The 24,388-nt window shown below is 68.0% G+C and carries 29 protein-coding genes and 1 tRNA gene; 11 read left to right on the forward strand and 19 right to left on the reverse strand.

From position 1 onward, the window contains the following. Nucleotides 1–184 precede the first annotated feature (184 nt). The 4 genes from DMC64_RS03825 to DMC64_RS03840 all read right to left on the reverse strand — a co-directional run bounded on the left by DMC64_RS03825 (nt 185) and on the right by DMC64_RS03840 (nt 4,951). A complete protein-coding gene (locus DMC64_RS03825; RefSeq protein ID WP_233629553.1) occupies nt 185–2,062 on the reverse strand; it encodes a S8 family serine peptidase in 1,878 nt (625 codons plus the stop codon). Nucleotides 2,063–2,245: 183 nt separating this feature from the next. Continuing rightward, entirely contained in the window at nt 2,246–2,761 is a 516-nt protein-coding gene (locus DMC64_RS03830) for a thioesterase family protein (RefSeq protein ID WP_125732082.1), read from the reverse strand. A gap of 9 nt (nt 2,762–2,770) precedes the next feature. Next, complete coding sequence (locus DMC64_RS03835; RefSeq protein ID WP_125732084.1) at nt 2,771–3,958, reverse strand: BtrH N-terminal domain-containing protein; 1,188 nt, start codon at nt 3,956–3,958, stop codon at nt 2,771–2,773. 24 nt (nt 3,959–3,982) lie between these two features. Next, nucleotides 3,983–4,951: a YncE family protein gene (locus DMC64_RS03840; RefSeq protein WP_125732086.1), complete on the reverse strand. Its 969-nt coding sequence runs from the start codon at nt 4,949–4,951 to the stop codon at nt 3,983–3,985. Nucleotides 4,952–5,084: 133 nt separating this feature from the next. Between DMC64_RS03840 and htpX the strand changes: the two genes are divergently transcribed. The 3 genes from htpX to DMC64_RS03855 all read left to right on the forward strand — a co-directional run bounded on the left by htpX (nt 5,085) and on the right by DMC64_RS03855 (nt 8,441). Beyond that, the gene (gene htpX, locus DMC64_RS03845) at nt 5,085–5,951 is read left to right on the forward strand and encodes a zinc metalloprotease HtpX (RefSeq protein ID WP_125732088.1); all 867 of its coding nucleotides are present in this window, start codon (nt 5,085–5,087) and stop codon (nt 5,949–5,951) included. 99 nt (nt 5,952–6,050) lie between these two features. After that, nucleotides 6,051–7,121, forward strand: coding sequence for an LLM class flavin-dependent oxidoreductase (locus DMC64_RS03850; RefSeq protein ID WP_125732090.1), 1,071 nt, complete (start codon nt 6,051–6,053; stop codon nt 7,119–7,121). A gap of 3 nt (nt 7,122–7,124) precedes the next feature. After that, nucleotides 7,125–8,441 (forward strand): NtaA/DmoA family FMN-dependent monooxygenase, encoded by a 1,317-nt coding sequence (locus DMC64_RS03855; RefSeq protein WP_125732092.1) that lies wholly within the window; start codon nt 7,125–7,127, stop codon nt 8,439–8,441. Here the strand turns inward: DMC64_RS03855 and rfbA are convergent. After that, on the reverse strand, nt 8,431–9,312 hold the full coding sequence (gene rfbA, locus DMC64_RS03860) for a glucose-1-phosphate thymidylyltransferase RfbA (protein ID WP_037332809.1): 882 nt from the start codon (nt 9,310–9,312) through the stop codon (nt 8,431–8,433). The genes DMC64_RS03855 and rfbA overlap by 11 nt on opposite strands. A 53-nt stretch (nt 9,313–9,365) precedes the next feature. Beyond that, nucleotides 9,366–10,514, reverse strand: coding sequence for a sialidase family protein (locus tag DMC64_RS03865; protein WP_037332807.1), 1,149 nt, complete (start codon nt 10,512–10,514; stop codon nt 9,366–9,368). A gap of 184 nt (nt 10,515–10,698) precedes the next feature. Here DMC64_RS03865 and DMC64_RS03870 point away from each other — a divergent pair, with 184 nt between their 5' ends. Beyond that, nucleotides 10,699–11,373 carry a hypothetical protein gene (locus DMC64_RS03870; protein ID WP_125732094.1) on the forward strand — a complete coding sequence of 225 codons (675 nt, stop codon included), beginning with the start codon at nt 10,699–10,701 and terminating at the stop codon, nt 11,371–11,373. Nucleotides 11,374–11,422: 49 nt separating this feature from the next. Here the strand turns inward: DMC64_RS03870 and DMC64_RS03875 are convergent, their stop codons facing one another. Next, a complete protein-coding gene (locus DMC64_RS03875; protein WP_016331028.1) occupies nt 11,423–11,914 on the reverse strand; it encodes a YajQ family cyclic di-GMP-binding protein in 492 nt (163 codons plus the stop codon). Between the two features lie 119 nt (nt 11,915–12,033). On the opposite strand from DMC64_RS03875, the gene DMC64_RS03880 reads away from it, so the two are divergent. The 3 genes from DMC64_RS03880 to DMC64_RS03890 all read left to right on the forward strand — a co-directional run bounded on the left by DMC64_RS03880 (nt 12,034) and on the right by DMC64_RS03890 (nt 14,180). Further along, nucleotides 12,034–12,115: transfer RNA gene (locus tag DMC64_RS03880), tRNA-Tyr, on the forward strand. A gap of 95 nt (nt 12,116–12,210) precedes the next feature. Continuing rightward, the gene (locus DMC64_RS03885; RefSeq protein ID WP_233629554.1) at nt 12,211–12,783 is read left to right on the forward strand and encodes a TetR/AcrR family transcriptional regulator; all 573 of its coding nucleotides are present in this window, start codon (nt 12,211–12,213) and stop codon (nt 12,781–12,783) included. Further along, the gene (locus tag DMC64_RS03890; protein WP_125732096.1) at nt 12,780–14,180 is read left to right on the forward strand and encodes an MFS transporter; all 1,401 of its coding nucleotides are present in this window, start codon (nt 12,780–12,782) and stop codon (nt 14,178–14,180) included. Before DMC64_RS03885 ends, DMC64_RS03890 begins: the two co-directional genes overlap by 4 nt. Before the next feature lie 358 nt (nt 14,181–14,538). Here DMC64_RS03890 and DMC64_RS03900 read toward each other — a convergent pair whose 3' ends face one another. Further along, on the reverse strand, nt 14,539–14,910 hold the full coding sequence (locus DMC64_RS03900) for a hypothetical protein (protein ID WP_125732098.1): 372 nt from the start codon (nt 14,908–14,910) through the stop codon (nt 14,539–14,541). A 99-nt stretch (nt 14,911–15,009) separates the two neighbouring features. After that, nucleotides 15,010–15,579, reverse strand: coding sequence for a dihydrofolate reductase family protein (locus DMC64_RS03905; RefSeq protein WP_125732100.1), 570 nt, complete (start codon nt 15,577–15,579; stop codon nt 15,010–15,012). Nucleotides 15,580–15,619: 40 nt separating this feature from the next. On the opposite strand from DMC64_RS03905, the gene DMC64_RS03910 reads away from it, so the two are divergent. Next, entirely contained in the window at nt 15,620–16,135 is a 516-nt protein-coding gene (locus tag DMC64_RS03910; RefSeq protein WP_233629555.1) for a GNAT family N-acetyltransferase, read from the forward strand. Here the strand turns inward: DMC64_RS03910 and DMC64_RS03915 are convergent. From DMC64_RS03915 to DMC64_RS03925, 3 genes are read right to left on the reverse strand one after another with little or no spacing between them, the layout of a single operon-like run. Continuing rightward, nucleotides 16,120–16,542 (reverse strand): PPOX class F420-dependent oxidoreductase, encoded by a 423-nt coding sequence (locus DMC64_RS03915; protein WP_125732105.1) that lies wholly within the window; start codon nt 16,540–16,542, stop codon nt 16,120–16,122. The genes DMC64_RS03910 and DMC64_RS03915 overlap by 16 nt on opposite strands. 17 nt (nt 16,543–16,559) lie before the next feature. After that, on the reverse strand, nt 16,560–17,774 hold the full coding sequence (locus DMC64_RS03920; RefSeq protein ID WP_125732107.1) for a DUF4241 domain-containing protein: 1,215 nt from the start codon (nt 17,772–17,774) through the stop codon (nt 16,560–16,562). A 40-nt stretch (nt 17,775–17,814) separates the two neighbouring features. Further along, nucleotides 17,815–18,453: a TetR/AcrR family transcriptional regulator gene (locus DMC64_RS03925; RefSeq protein ID WP_125732110.1), complete on the reverse strand. Its 639-nt coding sequence runs from the start codon at nt 18,451–18,453 to the stop codon at nt 17,815–17,817. Between the two features lie 96 nt (nt 18,454–18,549). On the opposite strand from DMC64_RS03925, the gene DMC64_RS42640 reads away from it, so the two are divergent. After that, complete coding sequence (locus DMC64_RS42640) at nt 18,550–18,693, forward strand: hypothetical protein (protein ID WP_158634204.1); 144 nt, start codon at nt 18,550–18,552, stop codon at nt 18,691–18,693. A gap of 47 nt (nt 18,694–18,740) precedes the next feature. Further along, nucleotides 18,741–19,121, forward strand: a complete 381-nt coding sequence (locus tag DMC64_RS03930; RefSeq protein WP_037332786.1) for a VOC family protein — start codon at nt 18,741–18,743, stop codon at nt 19,119–19,121. A gap of 60 nt (nt 19,122–19,181) precedes the next feature. On the opposite strand, the gene DMC64_RS03935 is transcribed toward DMC64_RS03930, so the two are convergent. The 4 genes from DMC64_RS03935 to DMC64_RS03950 are packed head-to-tail and all read right to left on the reverse strand — an operon-like array spanning nt 19,182 to nt 21,670. After that, nucleotides 19,182–19,571 carry a VOC family protein gene (locus tag DMC64_RS03935; RefSeq protein WP_037332784.1) on the reverse strand — a complete coding sequence of 130 codons (390 nt, stop codon included), beginning with the start codon at nt 19,569–19,571 and terminating at the stop codon, nt 19,182–19,184. Then, complete coding sequence (locus tag DMC64_RS03940) at nt 19,568–19,858, reverse strand: helix-turn-helix transcriptional regulator (RefSeq protein WP_037332783.1); 291 nt, start codon at nt 19,856–19,858, stop codon at nt 19,568–19,570. The genes DMC64_RS03935 and DMC64_RS03940 overlap by 4 nt, the downstream gene beginning before the upstream one ends. A gap of 43 nt (nt 19,859–19,901) precedes the next feature. Beyond that, a complete protein-coding gene (locus DMC64_RS03945; protein ID WP_037332781.1) occupies nt 19,902–20,546 on the reverse strand; it encodes a response regulator transcription factor in 645 nt (214 codons plus the stop codon). Continuing rightward, a complete protein-coding gene (locus DMC64_RS03950) occupies nt 20,537–21,670 on the reverse strand; it encodes a sensor histidine kinase (protein ID WP_125732834.1) in 1,134 nt (377 codons plus the stop codon). Before DMC64_RS03950 ends, DMC64_RS03945 begins: the two co-directional genes overlap by 10 nt. A 153-nt stretch (nt 21,671–21,823) precedes the next feature. Between DMC64_RS03950 and DMC64_RS03955 the strand changes: the two genes are divergently transcribed. Further along, nucleotides 21,824–22,474: a DedA family protein gene (locus tag DMC64_RS03955; protein WP_125732111.1), complete on the forward strand. Its 651-nt coding sequence runs from the start codon at nt 21,824–21,826 to the stop codon at nt 22,472–22,474. A gap of 44 nt (nt 22,475–22,518) precedes the next feature. Here DMC64_RS03955 and DMC64_RS03960 read toward each other — a convergent pair whose 3' ends face one another. From DMC64_RS03960 to DMC64_RS03970, 3 genes are read right to left on the reverse strand one after another with little or no spacing between them, the layout of a single operon-like run. Next, entirely contained in the window at nt 22,519–23,679 is a 1,161-nt protein-coding gene (locus DMC64_RS03960; RefSeq protein WP_037332776.1) for an alkaline phosphatase PhoX, read from the reverse strand. Further along, nucleotides 23,676–24,179, reverse strand: coding sequence for a helix-turn-helix transcriptional regulator (locus DMC64_RS03965; RefSeq protein WP_125732113.1), 504 nt, complete (start codon nt 24,177–24,179; stop codon nt 23,676–23,678). The genes DMC64_RS03960 and DMC64_RS03965 overlap by 4 nt, the downstream gene beginning before the upstream one ends. Continuing rightward, on the reverse strand, nt 24,176–24,376 hold the full coding sequence (locus DMC64_RS03970) for a hypothetical protein (RefSeq protein ID WP_125732115.1): 201 nt from the start codon (nt 24,374–24,376) through the stop codon (nt 24,176–24,178). The genes DMC64_RS03965 and DMC64_RS03970 overlap by 4 nt, the downstream gene beginning before the upstream one ends. Nucleotides 24,377–24,388: the final 12 nt, after the last annotated feature.

The following is a 24,388-nucleotide window of genomic DNA, read 5'->3' on the forward strand; positions in this document are numbered from 1 at the left end:
CCTTCACCGCCCCCCCCCGGCGCACGGATCGCGTTCCGCGGGCTAATCGCGATCCGCCAGACCCAGGCCCGATCGCGCGTGAAGGCCTCCTTCCCTCGACTGAGCCGAGGGAAGGAGGCCTTCACGCGCCATCACCGGTCACTTCGCGTTTAGCGGGCTAAACGCGATCCGGGCGGTCATACCGTCAAGAAACCACCAACGCGTAGTCCGCATCGGTCGCCGACGTCTCCGGGTGCCCGTCGGCGTTCACCTGGGTCGCCACGACCTCCACCGTCCACGTGCCGGCGGCCGGCTTCTCGAGGATGACGTTCTCCACCGTGTCGACGGTGTTCGGCGACCCGCCCGCGGTCGAGAAGTTGCCCGCCTTCAGCCCGTTGTTGCCGTAGTAGACGGTCCCGTTCGGCGCGGTGACCTTCAGCGTCAGGTCGTTGACCCTGGTGACCGACGCGCTCGGCGAGCCCGCCGGGTCGGTGTAGGCCAGCGTGGCCTTGAACTGCTTGGTCCCGTTCACCGCGACTGTGTACTTCTTCGACTGCCCGGTGCCCAGCAGGTCGGTCTCGTTCACCAGCACCGGCAGCTTCCACCCGTTCGCCTTGGCCTGTTCGTGCAGGTACCGCACGTTCGCGGTGCCCCAGCCCTGATGCGTCCGGGTCATGTCGTGCGAAGTGCCGCTGAACGCGAACTGGTCGGCCCCGTTGATCAGCAGCGCCTTCGCGGTCGCGGCGTGCGGGCGGCTCGCGAAGACGTCGCGGCCCTTGCCGGGGCCGCCGTCGAATACGCCGTCGGCCCACATCTGGAACAGCAGCCCGGCGTTTCCGCAGGTGATCGGCGTCGCGCCGCTCGTGCCGCCGAACGACGTCGTGTACGAGGTGTCACTGCCGGACGACGTGGTGTCGATCCGGTCGTAGTAGTTCGACAGTTCCGGTTTGATCCGGCCGTCGGCGGCCGGGCCGATGCTCGCACCGCCGTTCCACTTGTCGTCGGTGCGGCCCAGCGTGTTGTAGTGGTACTGCCCGCCGACCGAAAGCACGTTCTTCGACCAGGCCTGCGGCCGCGACTGCTGGGTGCCCGCGTTGCTCTGCGACTGGCAGATCAGCAGGTCGTGATCGAAGACGATCTTGTCGAGCTCGGCGGAGACCGAGTTGTAGGCCGTGGTCAGCCCGCCACCCCAACTGTTGCTCTGGAACACGGCGCGGTACTTGCCCGCTGGGTCGACCAGTTCCTTGGTGTGGGCGTAGCGGTCCGGCTTGTCGTAGGTGGCGAAGATCCCTTGCGCCTCGGGCAGCAGCCCCCGTTGCGGCGCGCTCACCCCCGACGCGAAGATCTGGCCGTACGTGGACGTCCCGTGGCTGGTGCTGGTGGAGTTCGACCCGTGCAGCACCGTCGGCCGGGCCTTGAATTCCTGGTGCGTGACGCGCAGTCCGCCGTCCATCACCTCGCCGCGCACGCCCTGGCCGCGGTACCCGCCGACACTCTCGATGTAGTTCGCGCCGCTGCTCTCCCTGGCGTTGGCCATGTCGGTCTCGGGCGCGGTGATCGCGCCGACCGCGAGCACCTCGGCCCCTTGCGCCACGGTGGCGGCTTGACCGGGGCCGAGCTTCGCCACGATGTGCTGGCCGCTCTGCGAGATCGCCTCGATGCTCCCGCCGAGCCGCAGGATCCGCTCGGCGACCACGCGCTGATCCCGCGCGTCCGATTCGACGAGCGTCACCAGGTAACCGCCCGTCGCGGCCAGTGAGATCTCCACCTTGTCGTCCGCCCGGTATTCGCCGAGCCAGCGGACGAAATTCAATTTCGCGACCGATTCACGGTTCTCCTGCTTCAGCCGGACCACATAGGCGAAATCGGGAATGTAGGTCCCGATCCGCACGCCGAGTGAACGCAATCGCCCGCGCTGTTCGTCGGTCAGCGCGCTCCGGACCTGGAGCAGGTAGGCGCCCTTCCAGTCCTGGCTCGCGGCCGTTCGCTGGCTCAGCGGATCGAAGGTCCTGCTGGCCAGGCGGATGAACTGGGGGTCTTCGGCGGCCGGGGCGGCGACGGCCACCCCGCTCGTCAGTAGCATCGCGCCGACCAAGGGCGCGAGAAAGCGGACAGACTTCGACCGTGGCATGAAATACCTCCGGGGAGCTCTGCAGGGGAGAGGTCTTCCGAAGGTACCGGCCGAAAAGCGGGATGATCAGCCGCTGAACGGACCAGCCGTTTTCCGGTGTTGCGGGAAATGGAGCATAAACGGTTAAAAAGCGATTCAGGAAAGCTCGTCGATCGCCCCGCTGAACCGCGTCAACCGCTCGCGTTCCTCGTCGCAGAGTCTTCGCGTGCTGCCTTCGGGTAGGACGCACGCGACCCAGATGGTGCGGCAGCGCGCGTAAACGGCCCGCTCGTCGCGCAGCCTGCTGTTCACCACGACGTCGCAGGTCCCGATCCGGCCGACCACGGTCTCCACCTCGACCGGGCTGTCGCGGAAGGTCAGCCTGCGCAGGTAGCTGACGTTGTGCTTCGCGATGAGATACGCCGGTCCCTTGGCCTGGAAGAGGTGCTCACGCCGCGGGTCGAGCATCGCGACCTGGGCTTCCTGGAAGTAGTCGAGCAACCGCACATTCCCGACGTGGCCGAGATGGTCCAGGTCGGCGACACGCAGGCGATGGCGGTGGAGGTGGATCTCAGGAGCGGGACGCGCACTGGTCGTCCCCAGCGGATGTGCGTGCACGAAGTGGATCTTGAACGATCGCGTGGTGTTCCGGCCGCGCGGCGCAACGGACACCGGCGCGGTTCACTCCATCAGGGCTTCGGAGAGTTCGCGGATCGCGGCGGTCTCGGCGGTGTGGATGTCCCGGAGCCGGGTGCCCATCGCGCTGAAAAGCTCACGGGCTTCGACGTCGGTGAACGGGGTTTCGTCGTTGTAGTGCGTGCGCAGTTTCCACATCTCCTCGGCCGCGGCCGAGGCGGCTTCCTGCCCCGCGTCGCCCTCGCGAACACCCGCGGAAACCGCGCTGACGAGCCCGCGCATCCAGGCGAATTCGGCGTTCGACGCCGGAACGGCCGTCTCGGCCAGTTCCGCCCAGCGCTCGGCGATCCCGCGCCAGGTCGACGCCTGTTCGGCCAGCGCCGGGAGTTCGAGCAGGACGGCGGCCTCGGTGAGCGCGTCGGCGAACAGCCCGCGCAGATGCCCGCCCTCCATCCCCGCCGGAGTGACGCTCTCCCACACGGTGAACAGCGCCCCGACGAGCCCGCGCCGCTCACCGAACGCGCGTGGCCAGCCCTTGGGGTCGCGTTCGTCGGTCATCGCCTTCGCCCAGCGCTCCCAGGCGGGGAGCGAGAACGACTTCGACGGCTCCGAGAGGTTCCGCGCGCAGTCCGTCAGCCCGCCGCGCACGGCAGCCCGCCAGTCGGGGACCTCGCCGGGCTCGATCGTGGCGAGCAGGTTCTTGTACGAGCCGACCCGGCCCCGTGCGGAGTCGAACGTCTTCCGGTCGACCGTCAGCGGGGCGAGGTTCCGGTCGTCGACCAGCACCCGGCCGTCCTCTTCGCCGTACGCGACGACGAAGTGGCCGCCACCGCCGGACATCTCCGGCGGCAGCCGCCAGTAGCCGAGCGATTCGCGGTCGGGGAGGACGATCGACGGCCGTCTCGCTTCGAGATTCGCGGAAAGCCGTTTCGCGGCGGCACGTTTGCTTCCGGTGGTGTGGATGTCGATGGCGAGCCCAAGACAGTCCACTGTGGACTTGAGCCATTCCCGCGGGTACTGCCAGCGCGCGCGGAATCCGAACACGATCGTCGACGTCGTCTCGTGCGCGAAATCCCACAGGATGTAGCCGGCCCCGATCCCGCCGGACGCGGCGAAGACCAGCGCCTCGCCGGGCGCCTGACCGTCCGGCCCTTCGACACCGTGATGGGTCAATACGGCGGTGACCGCCGAGACGTCGGGTTGCAGCCCGCCACGCAATGCGTACTCGCTCACCCCGCCATCATGCCCGTTCCGGCGTCAGAAGTCCCTGATGAGGGAAACCCTGCCGCGTAAGGGATCCGTCACGTACACCGTCCTGGTGCGCTGGTCGATCGCGACCGCGCCGGGGTTCACGCCGAGTGACAGGTCGCCGGTGAGCAGGCTCGTCCTGCCGTCGATCCTGGCGATGCCGTTGGGGCCGCCGTTGGTGTAAACGGTGTTCGATCCTTCGTGGACCGCGAGCGCGGAAGACTCCGAACGCAGCAGCACGGTCGCCTTTTCCTTGCGGGTGCCCGTGTCCACGATGGACAGATGGTGGATGGCCGAATTCGCGACGAACACCGTGCCGGTGGCGCCGTGCACGGCCACGCCGGTCGGCGCCTTGCCGACCGGGATGCCGCCGGTGAACTCGCCCGCGCCGATGTCGAAGACCTCCAGCGAGTCGGTGGCCGTGCTGGTGCAGTAGGCGAGCTTGCGCCCGCTGTCGACCGCTATGGAGGAAAGCCCTCGAGGCGGGCCGGGGACCAGGTCCAGCAGGCGGCAGCTCACGCCGTCGATGACGGCGAGTGTCCCGGTGAGATCACTGACCGCGTAGATGCGGTTCGCCTGCTCGTCGACGTCGACACTGGACGCGCCGGGACCGGCGGGCACCACGCTGACGACGTCGTTGGTCCGCCCGTCCAAGACGAGGACCGTTCCGGCGGGCGGATTCGCCACGAAAACCCGGTTGGTCACCGCGTCCACGGCGAGTCCGGCGGGTTCGCCGCCGACCGGGATCACGTCACCGACCGTGCCGGACCGCGAGTCGAGGACGACGATCGTGCCGGTGGACGGGTCCGAAACGTACGCGAAGCCGGTGACGGAATTCACCGCGACCGCTTCCGGGGCGCCCCCGACCTCGACGAGAAGGACTTTCTCGGCTCTGGCCGCCGGTGCGAAGGCGACCGCGGAGGCACCGGCCGCGGCCAGCGTGAGCAGGGCTCGGCGGCTCAGTTCGGGTCCTCGCACAGGCGCCTCCCGATGATCGTTCCGGGCTTCGACGATAACCCGCGATCCGAGCACGCGAAGGAACTTCGCGTCCCCCGATCGCGTTGTTTCCGATGAGTAACCCCCACCCTGAGAAAGAAAGGAGCAGGACGCCGTGCACAAGCACCAGAACGGACTGAAGACCGTCGTCCTGCTCGGCCTGCTGTCCGCGCTGATCGTCGGGATCAGCGGTTTCTTCGGGCGGGGTGCGCTGGTCATCGGCCTGGTGGTGGCGCTCGGCGTCAACGCGTACGCCTACTTCAACTCCGACAAGCTGGCGCTGCGGGCCATGCGCGCGCGGGCGGTGTCCGAGGCCGAGCAGCCGGCGATGTACCGGATCGTGCGGGAGCTGGCGACCACGGCGCGGCAGCCGATGCCGCGGCTCTACATCAGCCCCACCGTCGCCCCGAACGCCTTCGCCACCGGCCGCAGCCCCCGGCACGCGGCGGTGTGCTGCACCACCGGCATCCTCGACCTGCTCGACGAACGCGAACTGCGAGCGGTGCTCGGGCACGAACTGTCCCATGTCTACAACCGCGACATCCTGATCTCGTGCGTCGCGGGCGCGCTGGCGAGCGTCATCAGCGTGATCGCCAACATCGCGATGTTCACCAGCGTCTTCGGCGGCGGCGACCGGGAGGACGGCGACAGTCCGCTGGTCGGGCTGCTGCTGGTGCTGATCGGGCCGATCGCGGCCGCCGTCGTGAAACTCGGGGTGAGCCGCTCGCGGGAGTTCCAGGCCGACGCGTCGGGCGCGGAACTCACCGGCGACCCGCTCGGGCTGGCGTCCGCCCTGCGGAAACTCGATCGAGGGACGCGCGCGGCGCCGCTCGTGCCGGAGCCGAAGCTGGTCTCGCAGTCGCACCTGATGATCGCGAACCCGTTCCGTCCGGGCGAAGGCCTCTCGAAGCTCTTCTCGACCCATCCGCCCATGGCCGAACGCATCCGGCGCCTGGAAGACATGGCCCGCCACCCCCACTGACCTCCCGGATCGCGTTTAGCCCGCGAAACGCAGGTCCCGCCGGGGATCTCACCTCGTGGGAGCGGGAATCGAGGGCCGGGTACGCGAGTTCCCCGGGGCATGGGTTCCGCACAGCAGTTGCACCTCGGGGTCGCGCTCGACGGGGCCGGGCAGCATCCGGCCGCCTGGCGGGTCTCCGACGTCCGCCCGTCCGCGTTGTTCACCGCCGCCCACTACCTCGCCCACGCGAAGCTCGCCGAAGCGGCTTCGCTCGACTTCGTCACCCTCGACGACACACTCGCGCTCCAACCTGGAGGCGAGGAAGTCGTCCGAGGCAGGCTCGACGCGCTCCTCACCTTCGCCGCGATCGCCCCCGTGACCAGCGGAATCGGCCTCGTACCCACGGTCACCACCACGCACACCGAGCCGTTCCACATCTCGACGGCCGTCGCTTCGCTCGACTTCGCGAGCCGCGGCCGCGCAGGCGTCCTCGCGGTGCCTTCGCGCACCGAGGCCGAGGTCGCGCACTTCGGCAGGCGCACCCTGCCGTCCGAGGTGGACGCCGAAGCGGAGAACGCCGAGGTCGTCGACGTCATCGCCCGACTCTGGGACAGCTGGGAGGACGGCGCGATCATCCGCGACGAGCCGACCGGCCGCTTCATCGACCGCGAGAAGCTGCACTACGTCGACTTCGAAGGCCGCTTCTTCAGCATCAAGGGACCTTCGATCACACCGCGCCCGCCGCAGGGCCACCCCGTCGTCGCGGTGTACGGCGACTCGCCGTACGCACACGGTGCCGACGTCGTCCTGGTCGACGAGATCCGCGGCGCCCGCGAGCGTTTCCCGGACGCGAAACTCCTCGCCGGCCTGTCGATCGTGCTCGCCGAAACCGAGCAGGCGGCCATCGACCGCCGCCGCGCGCTGGAGGCCTACGCGCCCTTCCCGCCGGGCCCGAGCTTCACCGGCACTCCCGCCGACCTCGCCACCGAGCTGCCCCGCCTCGCGGCGTCCAACAGTCTCGACGGTTTCCACCTCCGGCCCGCGGTCCTGCCCGACGACCTGACGCTCTTCACCGCCGAGACCGTGCCCGCGCTCCAGGCCGCGGGCGCGTTCCGGCAGGCCTACACCGGCGCCACCCTGCGCGACCATCTCGGCCTCGGGGTCGCCGCCAACCAGTACGCGGAGGCGTGACAAATGCCCAAACAGGTCAAACTCGCCGCGCACTTCCCCGGCGTCAACAACACCACCGTGTGGAGCGACCCGCGTTCGGGTAGTCAAATCGACTTTTCGTCCTTCGAACATCTCGCGCGCACGGCCGAACGGGGCAAGTTCGACTTCCTGTTCCTCGCCGAGGGCCTGCGTCTGCGCGAGCACGCGGGCAAGATCCTCGATTCGGACGTCGTCGGGCGGCCGAACACCACCACCGTGCTGGCGGCGCTCTCCGCGGTCACCACCCGGCTCGGCCTCGCGGGCACGCTGTCGTCCACCTTCAACGAGCCGTACGAGGTCGCGCGGCAGGTCGCGAGCATCGACCACCTCTCCGGCGGCCGCGCCGCGTGGAACGTCGTGACCTCGCCGGACGCGTGGACGGGCCAGAATTTCCGCCGCGGCGGCTTCCTGAAACGCGAGGACCGCTACCGTCGCGCCGAGGAGTTCCTCGCCACCGTGCGCGAACTCTGGGACAGCTGGGCGCCCGACGCGGTGGTGGGGGACAAGGAGAACGGCGTCTTCGCCCGCGGCATCGAGCGCTTTGTCCACAGTGGACCGCAGTTCGACATCCGCGGCGAGTTCACCGTCCCGAGGACCCCGCAAGGCCAGCCGATCGTCATCCAGGCAGGGGACTCCGACGAGGGCAGGGAGTTCGCCGCCAAGACCGCCGACGTCATCTTCAGCCGACACGGTTCACTCGAGAGCGGCAAGGAGTTCTTCGCCGACGTCAAGCGACGGCTGCCCGCCTACGGCCGCGAGCCCGGCGAGCTGCTGATCATGCCCGCCGCCACCTTCGTCCTCGGCGACACCGAGGAGGACGCGCACGAGCAGGCCCGCGAGATCCGCTATCAGCAGGTGCGGCCGGCGACCGCGATCCAGTTCCTCGAACAGGTCTGGAGCCGCGACCTCTCCGCCTACGACGCCGACGGCCCGCTCCCTGAGATCGACCCGGATCCCGACGCCGAACCGCTGACCTGGGGCCGGGTCCGGCACGAGAAGGAGCCGCTGGCAGTGGCCGCGAAATGGCGGGCGATCGCGGAGGAGAAGAAGCTCTCCATCCGCGAACTGGTCATCGAGGTGACCGCGCGCCAGCAGTTCGTCGGCACCGCCCGGCAGATCGCGGAATCGATCGACGAGTACGTCCAGAGCGACGCCGCCGACGGCTTCGTGCTGGTGCCGCATCTGACCCCGGGCGGGCTGGACGCGTTCGTCGACGAAGTCGTCCCGCGGCTTCAGGAACGGGGTGTCTTCCGGACCGATTACACCGGCGACACCCTGCGGGAACACCTGTTCAGCCGGTAGCACCCTGGGTGCGCGCGACGTTCATCAGATATTCGCCGTAACCGGACTTCGCCAGCTTCGCCCCGAGCGCGAAGCACTGCTCCGCGTCGATGAAGCCCATGCGCAGCGCGACTTCTTCGAGACAGGCGATCCGGACACCCGTCCGGTGCTCGAGGACCTGCACGAACTGGCCCGCCTCCAGCAGCGAGTCGTGCGTTCCGGTGTCGAGCCAGGCGAATCCGCGGCCGAGGTCGATCAGGGTCGCGCGGTCCTGCCGCAGGTAGGTGAGGTTGACGTCCGTGATCTCCAGCTCGCCGCGCGGGGAGGGCTTGAGGTCACGGGCGATCTCGACGACCTGGTTGTCGTAGAAGTACAGACCGGTGATGGCCTTGTTCGACTTCGGCTTCTCGGGCTTCTCCTCGATGGAGAGGAGCTTGCCGTCGGCGTCGATCTCGCCGACGCCGTACCGCTGCGGGTCCTTGACCGGGTAGCCGAACAGCACGCAACCGTCGAGCGCGGTCGCCGCGGCCTGCAGCCTGCTGGAGAACCCCTGGCCGTAGAAGATGTTGTCGCCGAGCACGAGCGCGACGTCGTCGTCGCCGACGAAGTCCGCGCCGATGACGAACGCCTCGGCCAGCCCGTTCGGTGCGGCCTGCTCGGCGTAGCTGAAGCTGAGCCCGAACTGGCTGCCGTCGCCGAGCAGGCGCCGGAAATGCGGCAGGTCGACGGGGGTCGAGATGATCAGGATCTCGCGGATCCCGGCGAACATCAGCACCGAGATCGGGTAGTAGATCATCGGTTTGTCGTAGACCGGTAGCAGCTGTTTCGAGATCGCCTGGGTGATGGGATGCAGACGCGTCCCACTGCCCCCGGCCAGCACGATGCCCTTCATGCGATGCCCCCGCTTCGTAGCCGATCGCTCGGGACCTCACACTACCGGGTGGCTCAGAACGCCGGGCCCTTCGCGAAATACGCCTTGCAGCCGAGGTTGTACTCGGTGGAGATCTGCAACACGTTCTTGCCGCCGTCGACCGGCAGCAGCGTCGAGCTGTAGTTGGGGCAGAAGTTGTTGTGGATCCCGACCACATGCACCGGCGCGGGCAGTTCGTACCAGTGCCCGGCGCCGAAGTTGTCGTTGGCCAGCAGGACCTGGCCGTTTTTGGCCTGCGGGACCCCGGCGGCGTTGGTGTAGATCTGCCCGACCATCACCAGTCGCACCCCGTTCGGTCCGCCGGGGAACAGCGTGATCGTCTGCGCGTGCTGGAAGTAGTTGCCGCTGGCGGTGGTGACGCGGGTGCCGGGGTCGAGGGGATCGCCCCAGTTGGCGCCGTCGGGGGAGATCTTGAAGTACGGGTCGCAGTAGCGGTCGCGGTAATTGCAGATCTCGTAGGCCAGGTAGTACCGGCCGTCGGGGAGGCGGCGGATGATCGGCATCCCGGGCCGCACCCGATGCGGCGGGATGGCCATCGTGCGCTGCTTGGTGCCCCAGTTCACCCCGTCGGTGGAAGCGACCCGGTTCATCACCTGCGCGAACTGCGGCGCCTCGGTCTCGTCGGCGTAGTGCAGCCAGAGCGTGCCGCCCGCGTCGACGACGAATTCCGGCTCCCAGATGCCGTCGTGGTTGTGCGAGCGCGCGGCCTCGGACAGGAAGGCCCACGAACGGCCGGCGTCGCGGCTGTACCAGATCCTGATGCCGATCCGCCGCTGCGGACCGGCGTCCTGCCGGTAGCTCGCGGCCCACAGCAGGGTGCCGGCGCGCAGCCTGCCGACCCGCTGCGGCAGTTCGTACAGCGTTCCGCAGCACATGCCGCGGCGACCGTCGCGGTCGCGGACCTCGCCGATCTTGTGGAAGGTCTGGCCCTCGTCGGTGCTCTCCATGATCGGCGTGAACTTGCCGCTCGCGTCTTCGCTGGTCAGCGACGCGAGGATGCGGCCACGGCCGATCGGGGAATGCTCAAGGCGAATCAGCCGCGGGTACGAGCCGTAGCCGGGCACGAGCTGCTGGCGCTCCGCGGCCTGCGCGGACGTGAACAGGGACGCGATCACCGTGAGTGACAGCGCGAAGGCGAGTGCGGAGCTGAAACGGCGTCTCATCGTGACCTTCCTCGAACGCGATCGCCGGATTACAACACGGGCTTTTGTCCCTTTCGGACTCTCGCGGAGGCGTTGCGGCGGAAACCCACGTCCGAGTGGCCTGAATCGCTCGGGCGAGTGATCCGGTAACGCTGGGCTATCGGGCGGCGAAGATCGGATGACGGGTTCGACTAGGGGGAAACACGTGATCAGGCGCTTGTGCGCGGCCGCGAGTGCCGTGCTGCTGACCGCGGGCCTGATGGCCTGCTCGCCGCCGGCTCTGGGCCGTGTCGTCCCGCACGCGGCCGCCCCGGAAGGGCTGCACGCGCCATCGACGACCCCCACGCCGACCACCACCCCGAAGCCCGGCCCGCAGCCGGAGGAGAAGCATTCGGGGAAGGGGAACGCGTCGGTCCCCATGGCCTGGCCGTCGCGCATCGGCTTCGTGACCTTCGAGTGTCCGAAGTGTTCCGGGCACGTCGCGGTCAACACCGAGAACGAGCTGATCGTCAACGACGTCGGCCCGTACAAGGGCACGCAGTGGATCAACGACATGCCCGGCCGTCAGGCGAAGACGTTCACCGTCAAGGCCAACGCCGCCTGGACGCTGACCATCACCGACGAAAGCGGCCTGCCCGTACTCACGCCGGGCAAGCCCCTGTCCGGTAAGAGCGAAGCTGTCTTCGCCGCGCCTGATGGCGTCTCGGCGGTCGCCGTCACCACCAAGAACAGCGGTCGCACGGCGGTGTGGGTGCACAGCGGCGACTACTCGGAGCTCCCCGTGAACCAGCTCGGCGACTACAAGGGCAGCGTTCCCGTGTCCGGACCGGCCTTCGTGTCGGTGGAAGGCGACGGGACCTGGACGGTCACCGCGTCGTAGACATGACGAAGGCCACCTTCCGGCGAAGGTGGCCTCGTCGTCGCCGTGCTCAGCGGTAGTTCGTGAACTGCAGCGCGATCTCGAAGTCCTTGCCCTTCAGCAAGGCGATCACGTCCTGCAGCTGGTCCTTCTTCTTGCCGGACACCCGCAGCTGGTCGCCCTGGATCTGCGCCTGGACGCCCTTGGGGCCTTCGTCGCGGATGAACTTGGCGATCTGCTTCGCCTTGTCCGACGCGATCCCCTGCAGGATCTTGCCGCCGATCTTGTAGATCTTGCCGGACAACGCCGGCTCGCCCGCCTCGAAGGCCTTCAGGGAGATGCCGCGTTTGATCAGCTTCTCCTTGAACACCTCGACCGCCGCCAGCGCCCGCTCCTCGGTCTCGGACTCGATCGCGATCGCCTCCTCGCCGGACCAGTCGATCTTGGTCCCGGTACCCCGGAAGTCGAACCGCGTACCGAGTTCCTTGCTGGCCTGGTTCAGGGCGTTGTCCACCTCCTGGCGATCGACCTTGCTCACCACGTCGAAAGAGGGATCCGCCACGTGTTCTCACACCTCGTACTCGCTTGTCAGGAGCTTCCACCCTAGCCCTGCGGAACCCGGTTGACCGGCCCGCCACGGCATTGGGTATTCTTTCGTCTCGGCCGGGGACACCCGGCCACGGCGAGTTGCCCGAGCGGCCAAAGGGATCTGACTGTAAATCAGACGGCACTGCCTTCGGGGGTTCGAATCCCTCACTCGCCACACCAGAGCGGCCCCGTGACCCAGTCACGGGGCCGCTCTGTTTTGTTGCGCAGGCTACCTTTAGTTAGTGGTTAGTAACCAGTAACTTTAGAGGCATGGCTGGACGGATGAGCGGACCCGAACGACGTGCCCAGGTGCTGGCCATCGCCGCGAAGGAGTTCGCGGAACACGGGCTGCACGGGGCGTCGACGGAAGCGATCGCGAAGACGGCGGGGATCACGCAGGCGTACGTCTTCCGGATGTTCGGGACGAAGAAGGCCCTGTTCCTGGAGCTGGTCCAGGCCGCGTTCGAGCGGCTCAGCGACGCGATGCGGGACGCGGGCGACGGGAAGACCGGACTGGACGCGCTCTCGGCGATGGGCGCGCAGTACTACGACCTGCTGGCCGATCGGACCGGGTTGTTATTGCAGCTTCAGGGCTTCGCCGCGTGTGGCGACCCGGAGGTGCGGGACGCGGTGCGGTCGTGTTTCGCGCGGATGTGGGGCACGGCCGAGGACGGCACCGGGCTCGACCCGGTGACCGTGAAAACGTTCCTCGCCTTCGGGATGTTGCTCAACACCGGCGCCGCGATGGACGTCGAGCAGGTCGGCGACGCCTGGGCCGAAGGCGTCCGCACGCGGATCCAGCCCGGGCTGTTCACCCACATCACCACCGAGACGAACCGATGAGTGTCCCCGTCCGGCACGACGGGCGGCTGAGCCCGGCGCTGGTGTGCACGGCGTTGGCGGGCGCGGTGATCGGCAGCGTCGGGGCGCCCCTGATCACTCCGGTCGCCACGGGCATGCACGTCTCGCTGGACGCCGCACAGTGGACCCTGACGGTGACGCTGTTCAGCGGCGCGATCGCGGGCCCGGTACTGGGCAGGCTCGGCAGCGGCCCGTACCGGCGCGCCACGATCCTGGGCACCCTGGCCCTGGTCATGACGGGTGGGTTGCTGACGGTGCTCCCGCTCCCGTACGCGGCGCTGTTGATCGGACGCGGCATGCAAGGGCTCGGGGTCGCGGCCGGGGCGCTGCTGATGAGCGTCGCCCGCGCACACCTGCCACCTGAGCGCGCGACATCGACGATCGCCGCCCTTTCGGTCGCGTCGACGGTCGGCATCGGCGTCGGCTACCCGGTGGTCAGCCTTCTCGACCAGCTCGCGGGACTACGTGTCGCGTACGGTTTCGGCTTCCTCCTTTCCGCTGCCGCGTTCGTCATCGCCTGGCGGTTCCTGCCCGCCGAAGCACCCGGCGAGCTTCCTCGGATCGACGTTCCCGGCACGCTGCTTCTCGCCCTCGGCACGCTCGGGATCCTCCTGGTCATCGCCGAGCCCTCGATCTGGACGACCGCGTGGCTGGGCATCGGTGTTCTCGCCGGGGCCGTCGCGGTCCTGGTCGTGTGGGCGTTCACCGAACTGCGCACGACGGCGCCGCTGGTGAACCTCCGGTTGCTAGGCCAAGGCGGCATCCTTCGCGCGAACCTGGCGATTCTCGTGGCCGGTGCGGGCTTGTACCTGCTGTTCAGCTTGTTCACCCGTTACGTGCAGACGCCAGCCGGCGCCCATTACGGCTTCGCGCTTCCTGGAGTCGCCGCCGGTGCGGCGCTGATCCCTTTCTCACTGCTCGGATTCGTTGCGGGAAAAGCGATCCCGCGGCTCATCGCACGCCTCACCGAACGGTGGACGTACGCGTTCGCGGTCCTGATCGCCGTGGCGAGCGCCCTGCTGTTCGCCGCCGGCAACCGGTCGCTTCTTCTCGTCCTCGTCGCGATCGCCCTGCTCGGTTTCGCCGTCGGAGGTGTCTTCGCGGTGATGCCCAAACTCGTTCTGGCCGGTGTGCCCCAAGGGGAAACGGCGAGCGTGCTCTCGATCAACCAGATCGCCCGCAGTATCGGGATGGCCGTGGGCAGCGCTCTCGCCGGTCTCCTGCTCGCCGCCGCCACCCCGGACAGCGCGTTGCTTCCCGCCCGGACCGGCTATCTCACGACGGCGCTGTGGGCGCTGCCCCTGCTCGCCGTCAGCGCGGCCATCATCCTCACGAACCGCGCTCCCAGACCGACACGTGCTTCGTGCTCTCGGCAGTGAACTCCGAGCGGTCCCAGTCCGCCCGACGGTGCTTCAGTCGCATCCCGGCGATACGTCGAAACCGACATAGCCCGGCTCCATCGCGAACGGGCCGCGCCGCCACCCGGCTTGCCCGCGATCCGTCCGGTTCCGACGGCGAACTCGGGCACTGGGCCGTCGGCCAGGTTTCGAGGACGTCCACCGCGGGTGCCACCACGTCGGGCGCGTTCGCTCCGCCCGGCTCGTTGTAGTCAGCGGCCACGCTCTCGGGGTACCAGCCGTCCGAAGGGTCGTCTCCTGTGCCCGTCTCACCGATCACGGTCGCCGGCGCTACGCGCGGGACCGTGCGCTCCTCACCCTGTTTTCTCACGGGGGCCGCTCACCGGCCGCGTCCCCGCCTTTGCGGCCATGCGGGACGCGTGTTCGGTTCGGCCAGGTCTTCGAGGTAGGTGTACTCACTGAAGTCGTCGTCCGTCGTCGGCGCTCGTCGCGCGCGCCGGGGTTCGGCGGGCGGAGGCTCCGACTCGAGCTCCGCGGCGACCTCGGCCAGCAACGGCCACAGCTTCTCCTGGGCTCTGGGCGCGAACAGCGCCTGTGCGAGCGGGTGCTCGCAATTCCCGGTAGCGACCTCCTCCCAAGTGAACTTGCCTTCCCGGACGCAGGTCGCCGCCCGGGCCAGCCGCGGTGGGACCTGAGGCCGTTCCGACGCGCGACGGAACACCTCGGCCGTGAACTTCGACGCGTCGGCCATGCGCGCCACCTCCGTCGTTCTCCCGCCGCCGAACCGGAGCACGACCCTACCGAGCGGCTGGTGTGCAGGGAATTCCCGCCGCACGACCCGGTGAAGCCGTCAGTTCGACGCCGCGCGGTAGCGCAGCAGCACGATTCCCGAAGCGAACGACCTCTCCTCCACCAGCCGAAGCTTCGGGACACCGGTGGCGCCCTCGAACAGTCGACGGCCTTCGCCGACCACGACGGGGTAGACGAACAACCGGTACTCGTCGACGAGCCCCTCGGCGATGAGCGATCGCACCAGCGAGACGCTGCCGGTGGTCACGATGTCCTTGCCTTCGGCGGCCTTCAGATTCTCGATCTCCGAGCGCAGCTCGCCGGAGAGCACGGTGGTGTTCTCCCACTCCGGCTCCGTGAGCGTGCTGGAGACGACGTACTTGTTCACGGTGTCGAGGTAAGCGGAAATGCCTGTCGTGTCTTCGGTTAGGTGCGGCCAATACCCGCGCATGTCTTCGAAGGTGACGCGTCCGAGCAGGAACGCGTCGGCGTTCTCACGTTGTTCCCGGAGCGTGGCCAGAACGTCGGACTGGTCCACGTCCGGATCGGTGTCGCCCGGGCTGAACCAGTCGCCCGCCAGTTCGATCACGCCGTCGATCGTGCAGTTCTCGGTGACGATCAGCTCCCGCATGGATTCGAAGGTACCGCCACCCACCGACAAGAATGGACCGATGACCGAGCCGCCCGCCCACGGATCCGTCGTCCTTCGCGAGTTCACCGACGCCGATGTCAGGCTCGCCCTGGAACTCGGCGAAGATCCCTACATCCCGCTCATCGGTAGCCTTCCCGCGCATCCGACCCTGCAACAAGCCGAGGAATGGGTGCGGCGGCAGCGAAGCGGCCGGGCAGAGGGGCGGGGCTTTCCCTTCGTGATCGTCGTGGACGGAACCGCCGTCGGCACGATCGGACTCTGGTTGCGAAAGCTGTCCGAAGGTATCGGGATTTTGGGCTATTCGATCTCGCCCGAGCGCCGGCGGCGCGGCTACGCGACCGACGCGCTCAAGGCGATCACCGAGTTCGCCTGGACCGTGTCCGGTGTCGAACGGATCGAGCTGTACATCGAGCCGTGGAACAGCGGTTCCCTGCGTGCGGCCGAGAAGGCGGGCTATCGCTGCGAAGGACTCCTGCCCGCCCATCACGAGATCGGCGGCGTCCTGAAGGACATGCTCCTCTACGTGTCGCCGTGAACCGCCCGCCTCGACGGATACCAAGCCTCCCCCGCGGGTTCGCCAGCCATGTTCCAGCTCCACGAAACCTTCGGCGTCACGCGCGAGTAGATGCCCGGGCCGACGATTCCCATCCGTTCGATCGGGTCGGCGGCCTCTCCGTAGATCCGGACACCGCGCGCGATGAACGGGTCGAGTGAGACGAGGTCGTCGACGAGCAAGGCGACTTTACGTTGTCCCGCTTGGATATTGCGGAACTTCCGGGTCGCCAGGACCGATGCGCCCGCGCCGCCCACCCAGAAATCCGTTCCGTCGAACTCGAACGCCAAGGGGACGACGTCGGGCTGTTCACCGTCCTCCGACAGGGTCGCGAAGCGGGCCAACGGTTGCGAGCGCAGGTACGCGATCTCTTCTCCGGTGAAGGTCATGGCGCCATGATCCCCGCTCAGGCCGTGAGAATCCGGGCGCGGTTCAGGATCAGCATGTCGGTGACGAAGCAGACCGGCGTGCCGTCGGCCGCCCGGCCGATCCAGGTCGGATAGCTGCCGTCTCCCCAGCCGGTGGTGAACGCGATGATGTTGCCGTCGGCGCCGTCCGGCGTGACGTCGATATGCGGATCCACTTCCTCGAACTTCTCGAGCAGCTCGTCGTCCATCTCCTCGGGAAGGGCGTCGGCGTCGGTGAAGCAGCCAGTGCCGCTGTCCACGCCATAGCCGTAGAACTCCCCGTCACCGAGGAAAAGCGCGTTCTGCCCGGGCCACAGCGCCGCTTCCCAGGTGGTGACGGGGACGTCGGCGACGACGAGTTTCGCGGCCACGACCCGTTCGTGGGACGGCTCGTCGACGAACCGGATCACCGAGACCACCACCCGGTACTCGCCGGGAGGCACGGTGACCGTGAAGTGCGCGGCGTCCGAATCCAGGAAGGCCGGATCCGCCGCGACGAGCCTGCCGCTGGTCATGCGGAGCTTCCCGGCGTCCCGAAGGCCGGTCTCGACGACGCCGTGGCCACCGCTCAGGGAGAAACGCGTACCCGCCGTGAACATTTCGTCGATACCGAAGGGGCGCAAGGGAACGGAGGGCCGCCAAGGGCGTTCCTCGACCGGAACCGGTGGATCGGTGACCGGGGCGTCCGGCGTCCGCAGGGTCAGCTCCTTCGAATTCGTGAAGGGTTCCCAGTCGCCGAAGGCGGGCTTCGGCATCCTCAGCTCGGACAACGCCTTTCGCACGCGGCCGCTGCTGGAACCGCCGCCGTAGCCACGAGGAGCCTTGTGCATCCAGCCGTCGCCGTCGGGGCCGAAGGACAGCTCGACACGGCCGGCGTTCTGCTCGTCGAATTCCTCCTGGTCATCGAAATGGTAGGTCCACTGTTCGACCTTCACGAGGAACAGCGAGCCGTCTTCGAGCACTCGGAACTCAAACAATCCACGGCGCCTGCTCCGCTCGTCGAAGTGCGCGGAGCGGGCGAAGTGGTGCTTCCAAGCGACTTCGACCAGTACCAACGGAACTCCCGAGTCGGGACGCACCAGCGCGACGGCGTACTGCTCCCCGGCGGCGTCACGTTCCCGCGCGATGCCGGGGGAGAACCTTCCGATCAGCGCGCGGGCGGCCGGGTCCCAGCCTTCGCAGTAGACGACGTCGAGCAAGGTCCCCTCAGACATGGAGCGAAACCTAGCGGTTACCCCCGACAAAACCCAGGGGCTATTCGCGGATCGCGTAGTCGCCGAAAGCGGGCTCCAGCAGCTCGAAAGCCCGCTTGGTCGCCTTCGCCAGCGCTTCGGCGATCTCGTCGTTGCTCTCGCCGGCGTGGGAACGCCGGAGGACCTCGCGAAAGAGGACGCGGTCGATCGCGTTGAGCTCGGCGGCGGCCATGACGGGGGTGACGTCGTCCGCGTCGGCTCCGGTCTCGGTCGCGAGCAGTTCGGCGAGCGCGGCTTCGCGCAGTTCGTGCAGTTCACGCAGCCGTGCGGTCAGGGTCGGGCTCTCCAGCACCATTTTCGCGAAGACCGGCCCGGTGAAGCCGATCACGGGAGAGTGCTCCGCCACCGCGTCCAGGAAGGTACGCCGTAGCGCGGCCAGCGCCGACTCACCCGGCTTCCGGTCGCGGACGGCGTTCGCCAGCCCGTTCGTGAACTCCTCGTGCTGGTCGAGCGCCAGGTCTTCTTTGCGCGCGAAGTAGTTGGTGACGGTCTTCTTCGCGACTCTCGCCGCGGCGGCGATCTCGGCGATCGTCGTCTCCTCGAAGCCCTTCTCGATGAAGAGAAGCGTCGCCTGGTCGGAGATCAGCTGCCGTGTCTCCTGCTTCTTGAGCTCCCGAAGGCCCACATCCGCGCTGGTCATGAGCGAAGTTTACCACCGTCGTAAAAATATCCTTGACTTCCGATAGGTTGGGTGTAAACTTACGTCCGTGCTACCGACCACGAGAGAAGAGGCTCCTTGACCGCTCGAATCCCCCAAGGCGACGAAGGCACCAACCGCGCCCAGGCCCGTCGGAACGACCGCCGTCATCAGCAGCCGTTCCCCGGCCGCTCGATGCCGGTGCGCCGCTCGATCGGCGTCCCGCGCCGCCGGTCGTACTGACCGCTCAGCTCATCCGAAAACTCAACGCCGACCGAAGGGGATAGCCCATGAACGTCCTTGCCTCCACCATCTCGTTGACCGTCGACGACGTCACCGCGTCCAGCCGTTTCTTCACCGAGCACTTCGGCTTCACCGAGCAGATGGCCGCGGAGGGTTTCGTCTCCCTCGGGCACGAAACCGCGAAGGTGAGCATCGTCCTGCTTCAGGCGGGGATCGAGGTCTTGCCGGAGAACCTGCGGCAGCAGCGCGCGTCCGGCGTGATCGTGGCCTTCACGGTCGAGAACCTCGAGGCCGAGGAGAAGCGCCTGCGCGACGAAGGTGTCGAGATCACGTTGCCGCTGCGGGAAGAGCCGTGGGGAGAGCGTCTCTTCATGGTCACCGACCCGAACGGCGTGCCCGTGGAGCTCGTGGAGTGGGTGCAGCAGTAGGGAAACGTCAAAGCGGGGCTTGGCCCACAGTGGGTCGAGCCCCGCTTTGCCTCGCCGGGTCTACTTCATCGTGGCGAGCTGGATCAGGTTGCCGCAGGTGTCGTCGAAGACGGCGGTGACCACGGGGCCCATGTCCACGGCGTCCTGGGTGAACTCGACGCCGAGCCCCTTGAGTCGCTCGACTTCGGCGTACACGTCGTCGACGGCGAACTGGGTGAACGGGATGCCGTCGTCGGCCAGTGCCTTCTTGAACGGCTTCGCCGCGGGGTGCCCGTCCGGTTCCAGTAGCAGTTCGACGCCGTCGGGATTGGCCGGGGAGACCACGGTGAGCCAGCGGGCGTCCCCGGCGGGTACGTCGTTTTTCTTGATGAATCCCAGTTTTTCGGTGTAGAAGTCGAGGGCCTTCGCCTGGTCGTCGACGAAGACGCTGGTGATGTTGATCCGGATCACGGGTTCGGTTCCTCTCGGTCGATGGGCCACCGCTCGACGATCGACCGCAGTGGGCTCGTGTCGATGTGGTGGAACTTGTAGCGGCCCTGTCGCCGGGTGCGCACCAGGCCCGCCTGTTCGAGCATCGCGAGATGCTGCGAGATGGCCTGACGTGACGAGGACAAGCCATGCTTCATGGTCAGCCTGCCGCAGATCTCGAACAGGGTCTGACCGTCCTTTTCGGTCAGCTCGTCCAGGATGGTGCGTCGCGTCGCGTCGCCGATCGCCTTGAACAGGTCGCCGTCCACGACTCAGTTATAGGCAAGTCGTCACTTGCCTGTCAACTCGGGGTCAGGACCCGAGGTAGCGCAGGATGGCCAGGACGCGACGGCTGTAGCCGGCGGTGCTGGCCAGTTCGAGCTTGTCGAAGAGGGCGTTCACGTGCTTCTCGACAGCGCTCAGCGAGATGAACAACGATTCGGCGATTCCGGGATTCGTGTGCCCCTGCGCCATTTTCTCCAGCACTTCACGTTCGCGGACGGTCAGTTTCGCGAGCGGATCGGTGTGCGTGGTGCGCGCGAGCAGCCGTCGCACCACTTCCGGATCGAACGCGGCACCGCCCGCGGCCACCCGTTCGAGCGCGTCCAGGAATTCGCCCACCTGGGCGACCCTGTCCTTCAGGAGATAGCCGACGCGTTCACCGTCGCCGGTGATCAGCTCGGCCGCGTAGCGCTTCTCGACGTACTGAGAGAGCACCAGTACCCCGATCTCCGGCCAGCGTTTCCGGATCTCGAGCGCCGCGCGAAGGCCCTCGTCGGTGTGGGTCGGCGGCATCCGGACGTCGGTGACGATCACGTCCGGCCGGTAGGCGGCCGTCGCCGAGAGGAGCGCGTCGCCGTCGCCGACCGACGCCACGACCTCGTGCCCCTCTTCGACCAGCAGCCGGACCAGCCCTTCGCGCAGGAGGGTCGAGTCCTCCGCGAGGATCACTCGCACGGCAGCACCGCGGTCACCACGGTCGGGCCGCCGAGCGGACTGTCCACTGTGAACCGTCCGTCCGCCGCCGCGACGCGCATCGCGAGGCCGGAAAGCCCGCCGCCCGACTTCCTCGCCCCGCCCGTGCCGTCATCGGTGATCCGTACCCGCACCCTGCCCCCGTCCCGCTCCACTTCGATGTCGATCCGCGTCGCCGCGGCGTGCTTGATCGTATTGGTGACCGCCTCCGAAGCGACGAAGTAGACGACGGTCTCGATGGCCGCCGGTGGCCGTTCCGGCAGGTCGACCCGCAGGTGGACCGGGATGCCCGAGCGTTCCGCCAGCGCCTCCAGCGCGGGATGCAGTCCGTCCGAATCCAGTGCGATCGGATACACCCGCCACGAGACCTCTCGCAGGTCCACCAGGGCGCGCTGGGATTCCTCGTGCGCTTGCCGGAGCAGATCCGACGCGTGTTCCGGGTCGGTCGCGCGACGCGCCCGGCCGAGCAGCATTCCGAGCGCGACGAGCCGCTGCTGGACGCCGTCGTGCAGGTCCCGTTCGATCCGGCGACGCTCGCCGTTGACCGCCTCGACCACTTCCGCCCGGCTGGTCGTGAGTTCGGAGAGCCGCCGGCGCAACTGTTCGCTTCTGCTGGGGCCGAAAAAGCGCTTCGCCAGCCTGGCGTCCAGCGTCGCGGCTCCGATAAGTCCTTGCAAGGCAAGGAAAACGAGCAACCCGCCGAAGAGGACCGTGGTGACCGGGTCGTACCAGTCGGCCGGTGCTCCTCCTCCGGGCGACTGACCCTCGAAGAGCTGAGCGGCGATGATCACCCCGGATCCGGCGCCCAGCAGGATCAGGACGAAGATCGCGGCGCAGAGCAGCCCGATGACGCATCGCGGGATGAGATAGGCCATCGCACGGTGATCGGTGTAGTTCGTGGCGTTCTCTTCGCCGAAGTACTTCTCCAGCCGCCGCCGTTCCACTTCGGACAGCGCACGCGCACCGGCCAGGACGGGCTGCCGCAGCGCGGGAACTGTGAGCGCGAGGCCGCCGAAGAGCACATAGAAGAACTCCGCGACCGCGGTCATGGCGCCGATCGCCAGACCGAGTGTGCCGCGGAGTGCTCTGCGCAGGTAGCGGCGCATCGACGGCGGAATGGGCATAACGCGAGGTTAGCGGGGTAGCCGGAGATCGGTACTGCGGTTTACCGCAGTGATTCGTGCCGCTTCACCCCAGTGTGCGGAACCCGGGCGATTCGTACGTTCGTTGACATCCGCAGACGACCACGAAAGGCCGCCATGAACCTCCTCCTCGCCCAAACCGCCAGTGAACCGATGGGAGGACTCGCCGGCTGGGCGGTGTCACTGATGGACGCGCTGGGCGGTCCGGGAGCGGCGATCATCGTCGGCCTGGACAACCTCTTCCCGCCGATCCCCAGCGAACTGGTGCTCCCGCTGGCCGGGTTCTCCGCCAGTCAGGGCACGTTCACGCTGATCGAGGCACTGGTGTGGACGACGTTCGGCTCGGTCGCGGGCGCGATCATCGTGTACTACCTCGGCCTGCTGCTGGGCCGTGACCGAACACGGCGCTGGATGGCGAAGATCCCGCTGGTCAAGGCGTCCGACTTCGACAAGACCGAAGCCTGGTTCCGGAAACACGGCACCAAGGCGGTGTTCTTCGGCAGGATGGTGCCGATCTTCCGCAGCCTCATCTCCCTGCCCGCCGGAATCGAACGCATGCCGTTCTGGCGGTTCCTGGCCCTGACCACGCTGGGCAGCCTGATCTGGAACACGGTGTTCGTCCTGGCGGGCTACGCCCTCGGAGAGAGCTGGCATCTGGTCGAGGAATACGCCGGGTTCTTCCAGTACTTCGTGATCGCCGCCGTCGCGATCGCCCTGACCCTCTTCGTGGTGAACCGGCTGCGGGAGAAGAACCGCACCAACGCCTGAGCCGTGCGGGGGCGCCGGGCCGTCGACGCCCCCGCACGCCGGTTTCAGGAACGGAAGGGGCCGGTCACCTCGTAGGTGATCCCGCCCGAGGACGAACCGGAGGTACCGCGTTGCGAGGAGAAGTACAGCCGGTTCCCCGCCGGAGTGAACGCGGGGCCGCAGATCTCCGACGAGCTCTGGCCGTTGATCCGCAGGAAGGGGGCCACGATGTCGTTCGGGGTGATGATGCAGATCTCCATGTTGCCGCCGTCTTCGGCGACGTAGAGGTCACCCGACGAGGTCCCGGTGACGTTGTCGACACCCGTCAGCGGGGCCGAGCCAGGGCTGACCAGCGAGTCGTCGTAGGCCAGCTCGTAGGTGCTGTTCGTCAGGTTGAGCTGCCAGACGCGGTTGTCGCCCTTGGTGGTGAACCACGCGGTGTCGTTGGCGTAGTGCAGTCCTTCGCCGCCGTTGAACCGCTTCGCACCGGACACCTGGTTACGGGTGGCGGTGGGGGAGCCGTCGGGGTCGGGGACGTTCGCCCAGGTGAAGCTGCCCGAGGTCGCCGTGCCCGCCTTGAGCACCTGCAACGTCCCGGCGGAGAGATCGCCCCAGGTCGTCGGGACGAAGCGGTAGAAGCAGCCGTCGGAGGTGTCTTCGGTCAGGTAGACGACCTTGCGCACCGGGTCGGCCGCTGCGGCCTCGTGCTTGAACTTCCCCATCGCGGGCCGCTGGACGGCGGCCGTGGCCGGGCCGTTCGGCTGGCATTCGTAGACGAACCCGAGGTCGATCTCCTCGCAGGAAAGCCAGGTGTTCCAAGGAGTCTTGCCGCCCGCACAGTTCTGGCGGGTGTTCGCCAGGATGCGGTGGGCGCCGGTGATGTTCCCGCTCGCGTCGAACTTGACCGCGCTCGCGCCCCCGCCGGGGGTGATCTCCGAGTTCGACACGTAGATCCAGCCGCTGCCGTCGGCGAACACCGCGCCGCCGTCCGGGGCGCTGTGCCAGGTGTACCCGGTGCTCGCGACCTTCTGGCCGGACCTGGCGATGACACGGCTGGTGAATCCCGCCGGCAGCTGGATCCCGTTCGCGTCGGCGGCCTGGAGCGCGCCGTACGGGCTGGGTCCGTTCTGGGCGGGCGCGGCGAGAGCCGCTCCCGAGAGCCTGTTTCCGAACGCCGTGACACCGGCGCCGACCACGGCCGCGCGCAGGAAATTCCGTCGCTTCACTCGTGCCTCCGAGACATCCGCTGATGTGGTGGTGCGGGATGGAGCGGGTCGGAGAGTACGGGCGGAACGGGACATCCAGGTGAATTCGCGGCGTATTCACCGCGAGGAGGGAACTTTCGTAGGGAACCTTCGTGCAGCACTATTTCTTTCGCTTTGCGCAGGCCCGGTGCTTCGGAGCCACCGCGCTGTGCCGCGATTTCCAGTGCGACGAGTATCCGGTCGAGCGGCGCGCATCCGCCATTGCGGTGGTGCCGACGTCCGATCAGGTGACGCCAGTCGGCGAGATACTCGTCGACCCCGCGCTCGTCGGGGACCGTCCGGAGCAGGGCGCGCAACAGGACTCGCATCTGGTTTTCGTTGCCCGGCAAGGTGTTCCGGGCCAACAGGTCGGCCAAGGTGCTGCGGGACCAGCCGGTCGCGGCGGCCAGTGCGCGGATGCTGAGGCCGCTTCGGTCACGGAGTTCGCGCAGCCGCGCCATGAACTCCGTTTCCGTGTTCATCGGGGTGCCTTGGCGGGCGCGGGGTGACGGAGAACGGCGCCGAACAGGGTGATGGCGATCCCCGCGGCGATAGTGGCGCTGGTGCCGGCGAAGGTCAGCGCCGCGGTGAATCCAGTGAGAATGCTCAGACAGACGATCTGACCGGCCGAAACGCACCTGCGCCTCGGCCGCAACGGGGAAAGAATTCCTTGACTCATGACCTTGCCCTC

Origin of the sequence: Amycolatopsis sp. WAC 04197, from assembly GCF_003947475.1 — a bacterium.
In the GTDB taxonomy this organism is placed as follows: Bacteria; Actinomycetota; Actinomycetes; order Mycobacteriales; family Pseudonocardiaceae; genus Amycolatopsis; species Amycolatopsis japonica.

Excerpts from the sequence above, each read along its gene's own strand:
- DMC64_RS03825 (WP_233629553.1), bottom strand. The coding sequence starts at position 2,062 with ATGCTACTGACGAGCGGGGTGGCCGTCGCCGCCCCGGCCGCCGAAGAC.
- DMC64_RS03850 (WP_125732090.1), top strand. The coding sequence starts at position 6,051 with ATGGGTTCCGCACAGCAGTTGCACCTCGGGGTCGCGCTCGACGGGGCC.
- DMC64_RS03855 (WP_125732092.1), top strand. The coding sequence starts at position 7,125 with ATGCCCAAACAGGTCAAACTCGCCGCGCACTTCCCCGGCGTCAACAAC.
- rfbA (WP_037332809.1), bottom strand. The coding sequence starts at position 9,312 with ATGAAGGGCATCGTGCTGGCCGGGGGCAGTGGGACGCGTCTGCATCCC.
- DMC64_RS03865 (WP_037332807.1), bottom strand. The coding sequence starts at position 10,514 with ATGAGACGCCGTTTCAGCTCCGCACTCGCCTTCGCGCTGTCACTCACG.
- DMC64_RS03885 (WP_233629554.1), top strand. The coding sequence starts at position 12,211 with ATGGCTGGACGGATGAGCGGACCCGAACGACGTGCCCAGGTGCTGGCC.
- DMC64_RS03890 (WP_125732096.1), top strand. The coding sequence starts at position 12,780 with ATGAGTGTCCCCGTCCGGCACGACGGGCGGCTGAGCCCGGCGCTGGTG.
- DMC64_RS03900 (WP_125732098.1), bottom strand. The coding sequence starts at position 14,910 with ATGGCCGACGCGTCGAAGTTCACGGCCGAGGTGTTCCGTCGCGCGTCG.
- DMC64_RS03905 (WP_125732100.1), bottom strand. The coding sequence starts at position 15,579 with ATGCGGGAGCTGATCGTCACCGAGAACTGCACGATCGACGGCGTGATC.
- DMC64_RS03910 (WP_233629555.1), top strand. The coding sequence starts at position 15,620 with ATGACCGAGCCGCCCGCCCACGGATCCGTCGTCCTTCGCGAGTTCACC.
- DMC64_RS03915 (WP_125732105.1), bottom strand. The coding sequence starts at position 16,542 with ATGACCTTCACCGGAGAAGAGATCGCGTACCTGCGCTCGCAACCGTTG.
- DMC64_RS03920 (WP_125732107.1), bottom strand. The coding sequence starts at position 17,774 with ATGTCTGAGGGGACCTTGCTCGACGTCGTCTACTGCGAAGGCTGGGAC.
- DMC64_RS03925 (WP_125732110.1), bottom strand. The coding sequence starts at position 18,453 with ATGACCAGCGCGGATGTGGGCCTTCGGGAGCTCAAGAAGCAGGAGACA.
- DMC64_RS03930 (WP_037332786.1), top strand. The coding sequence starts at position 18,741 with ATGAACGTCCTTGCCTCCACCATCTCGTTGACCGTCGACGACGTCACC.
- DMC64_RS03950 (WP_125732834.1), bottom strand. The coding sequence starts at position 21,670 with ATGCGCCGCTACCTGCGCAGAGCACTCCGCGGCACACTCGGTCTGGCG.
- DMC64_RS03955 (WP_125732111.1), top strand. The coding sequence starts at position 21,824 with ATGAACCTCCTCCTCGCCCAAACCGCCAGTGAACCGATGGGAGGACTC.
- DMC64_RS03965 (WP_125732113.1), bottom strand. The coding sequence starts at position 24,179 with ATGAACACGGAAACGGAGTTCATGGCGCGGCTGCGCGAACTCCGTGAC.
- DMC64_RS03970 (WP_125732115.1), bottom strand. The coding sequence starts at position 24,376 with ATGAGTCAAGGAATTCTTTCCCCGTTGCGGCCGAGGCGCAGGTGCGTT.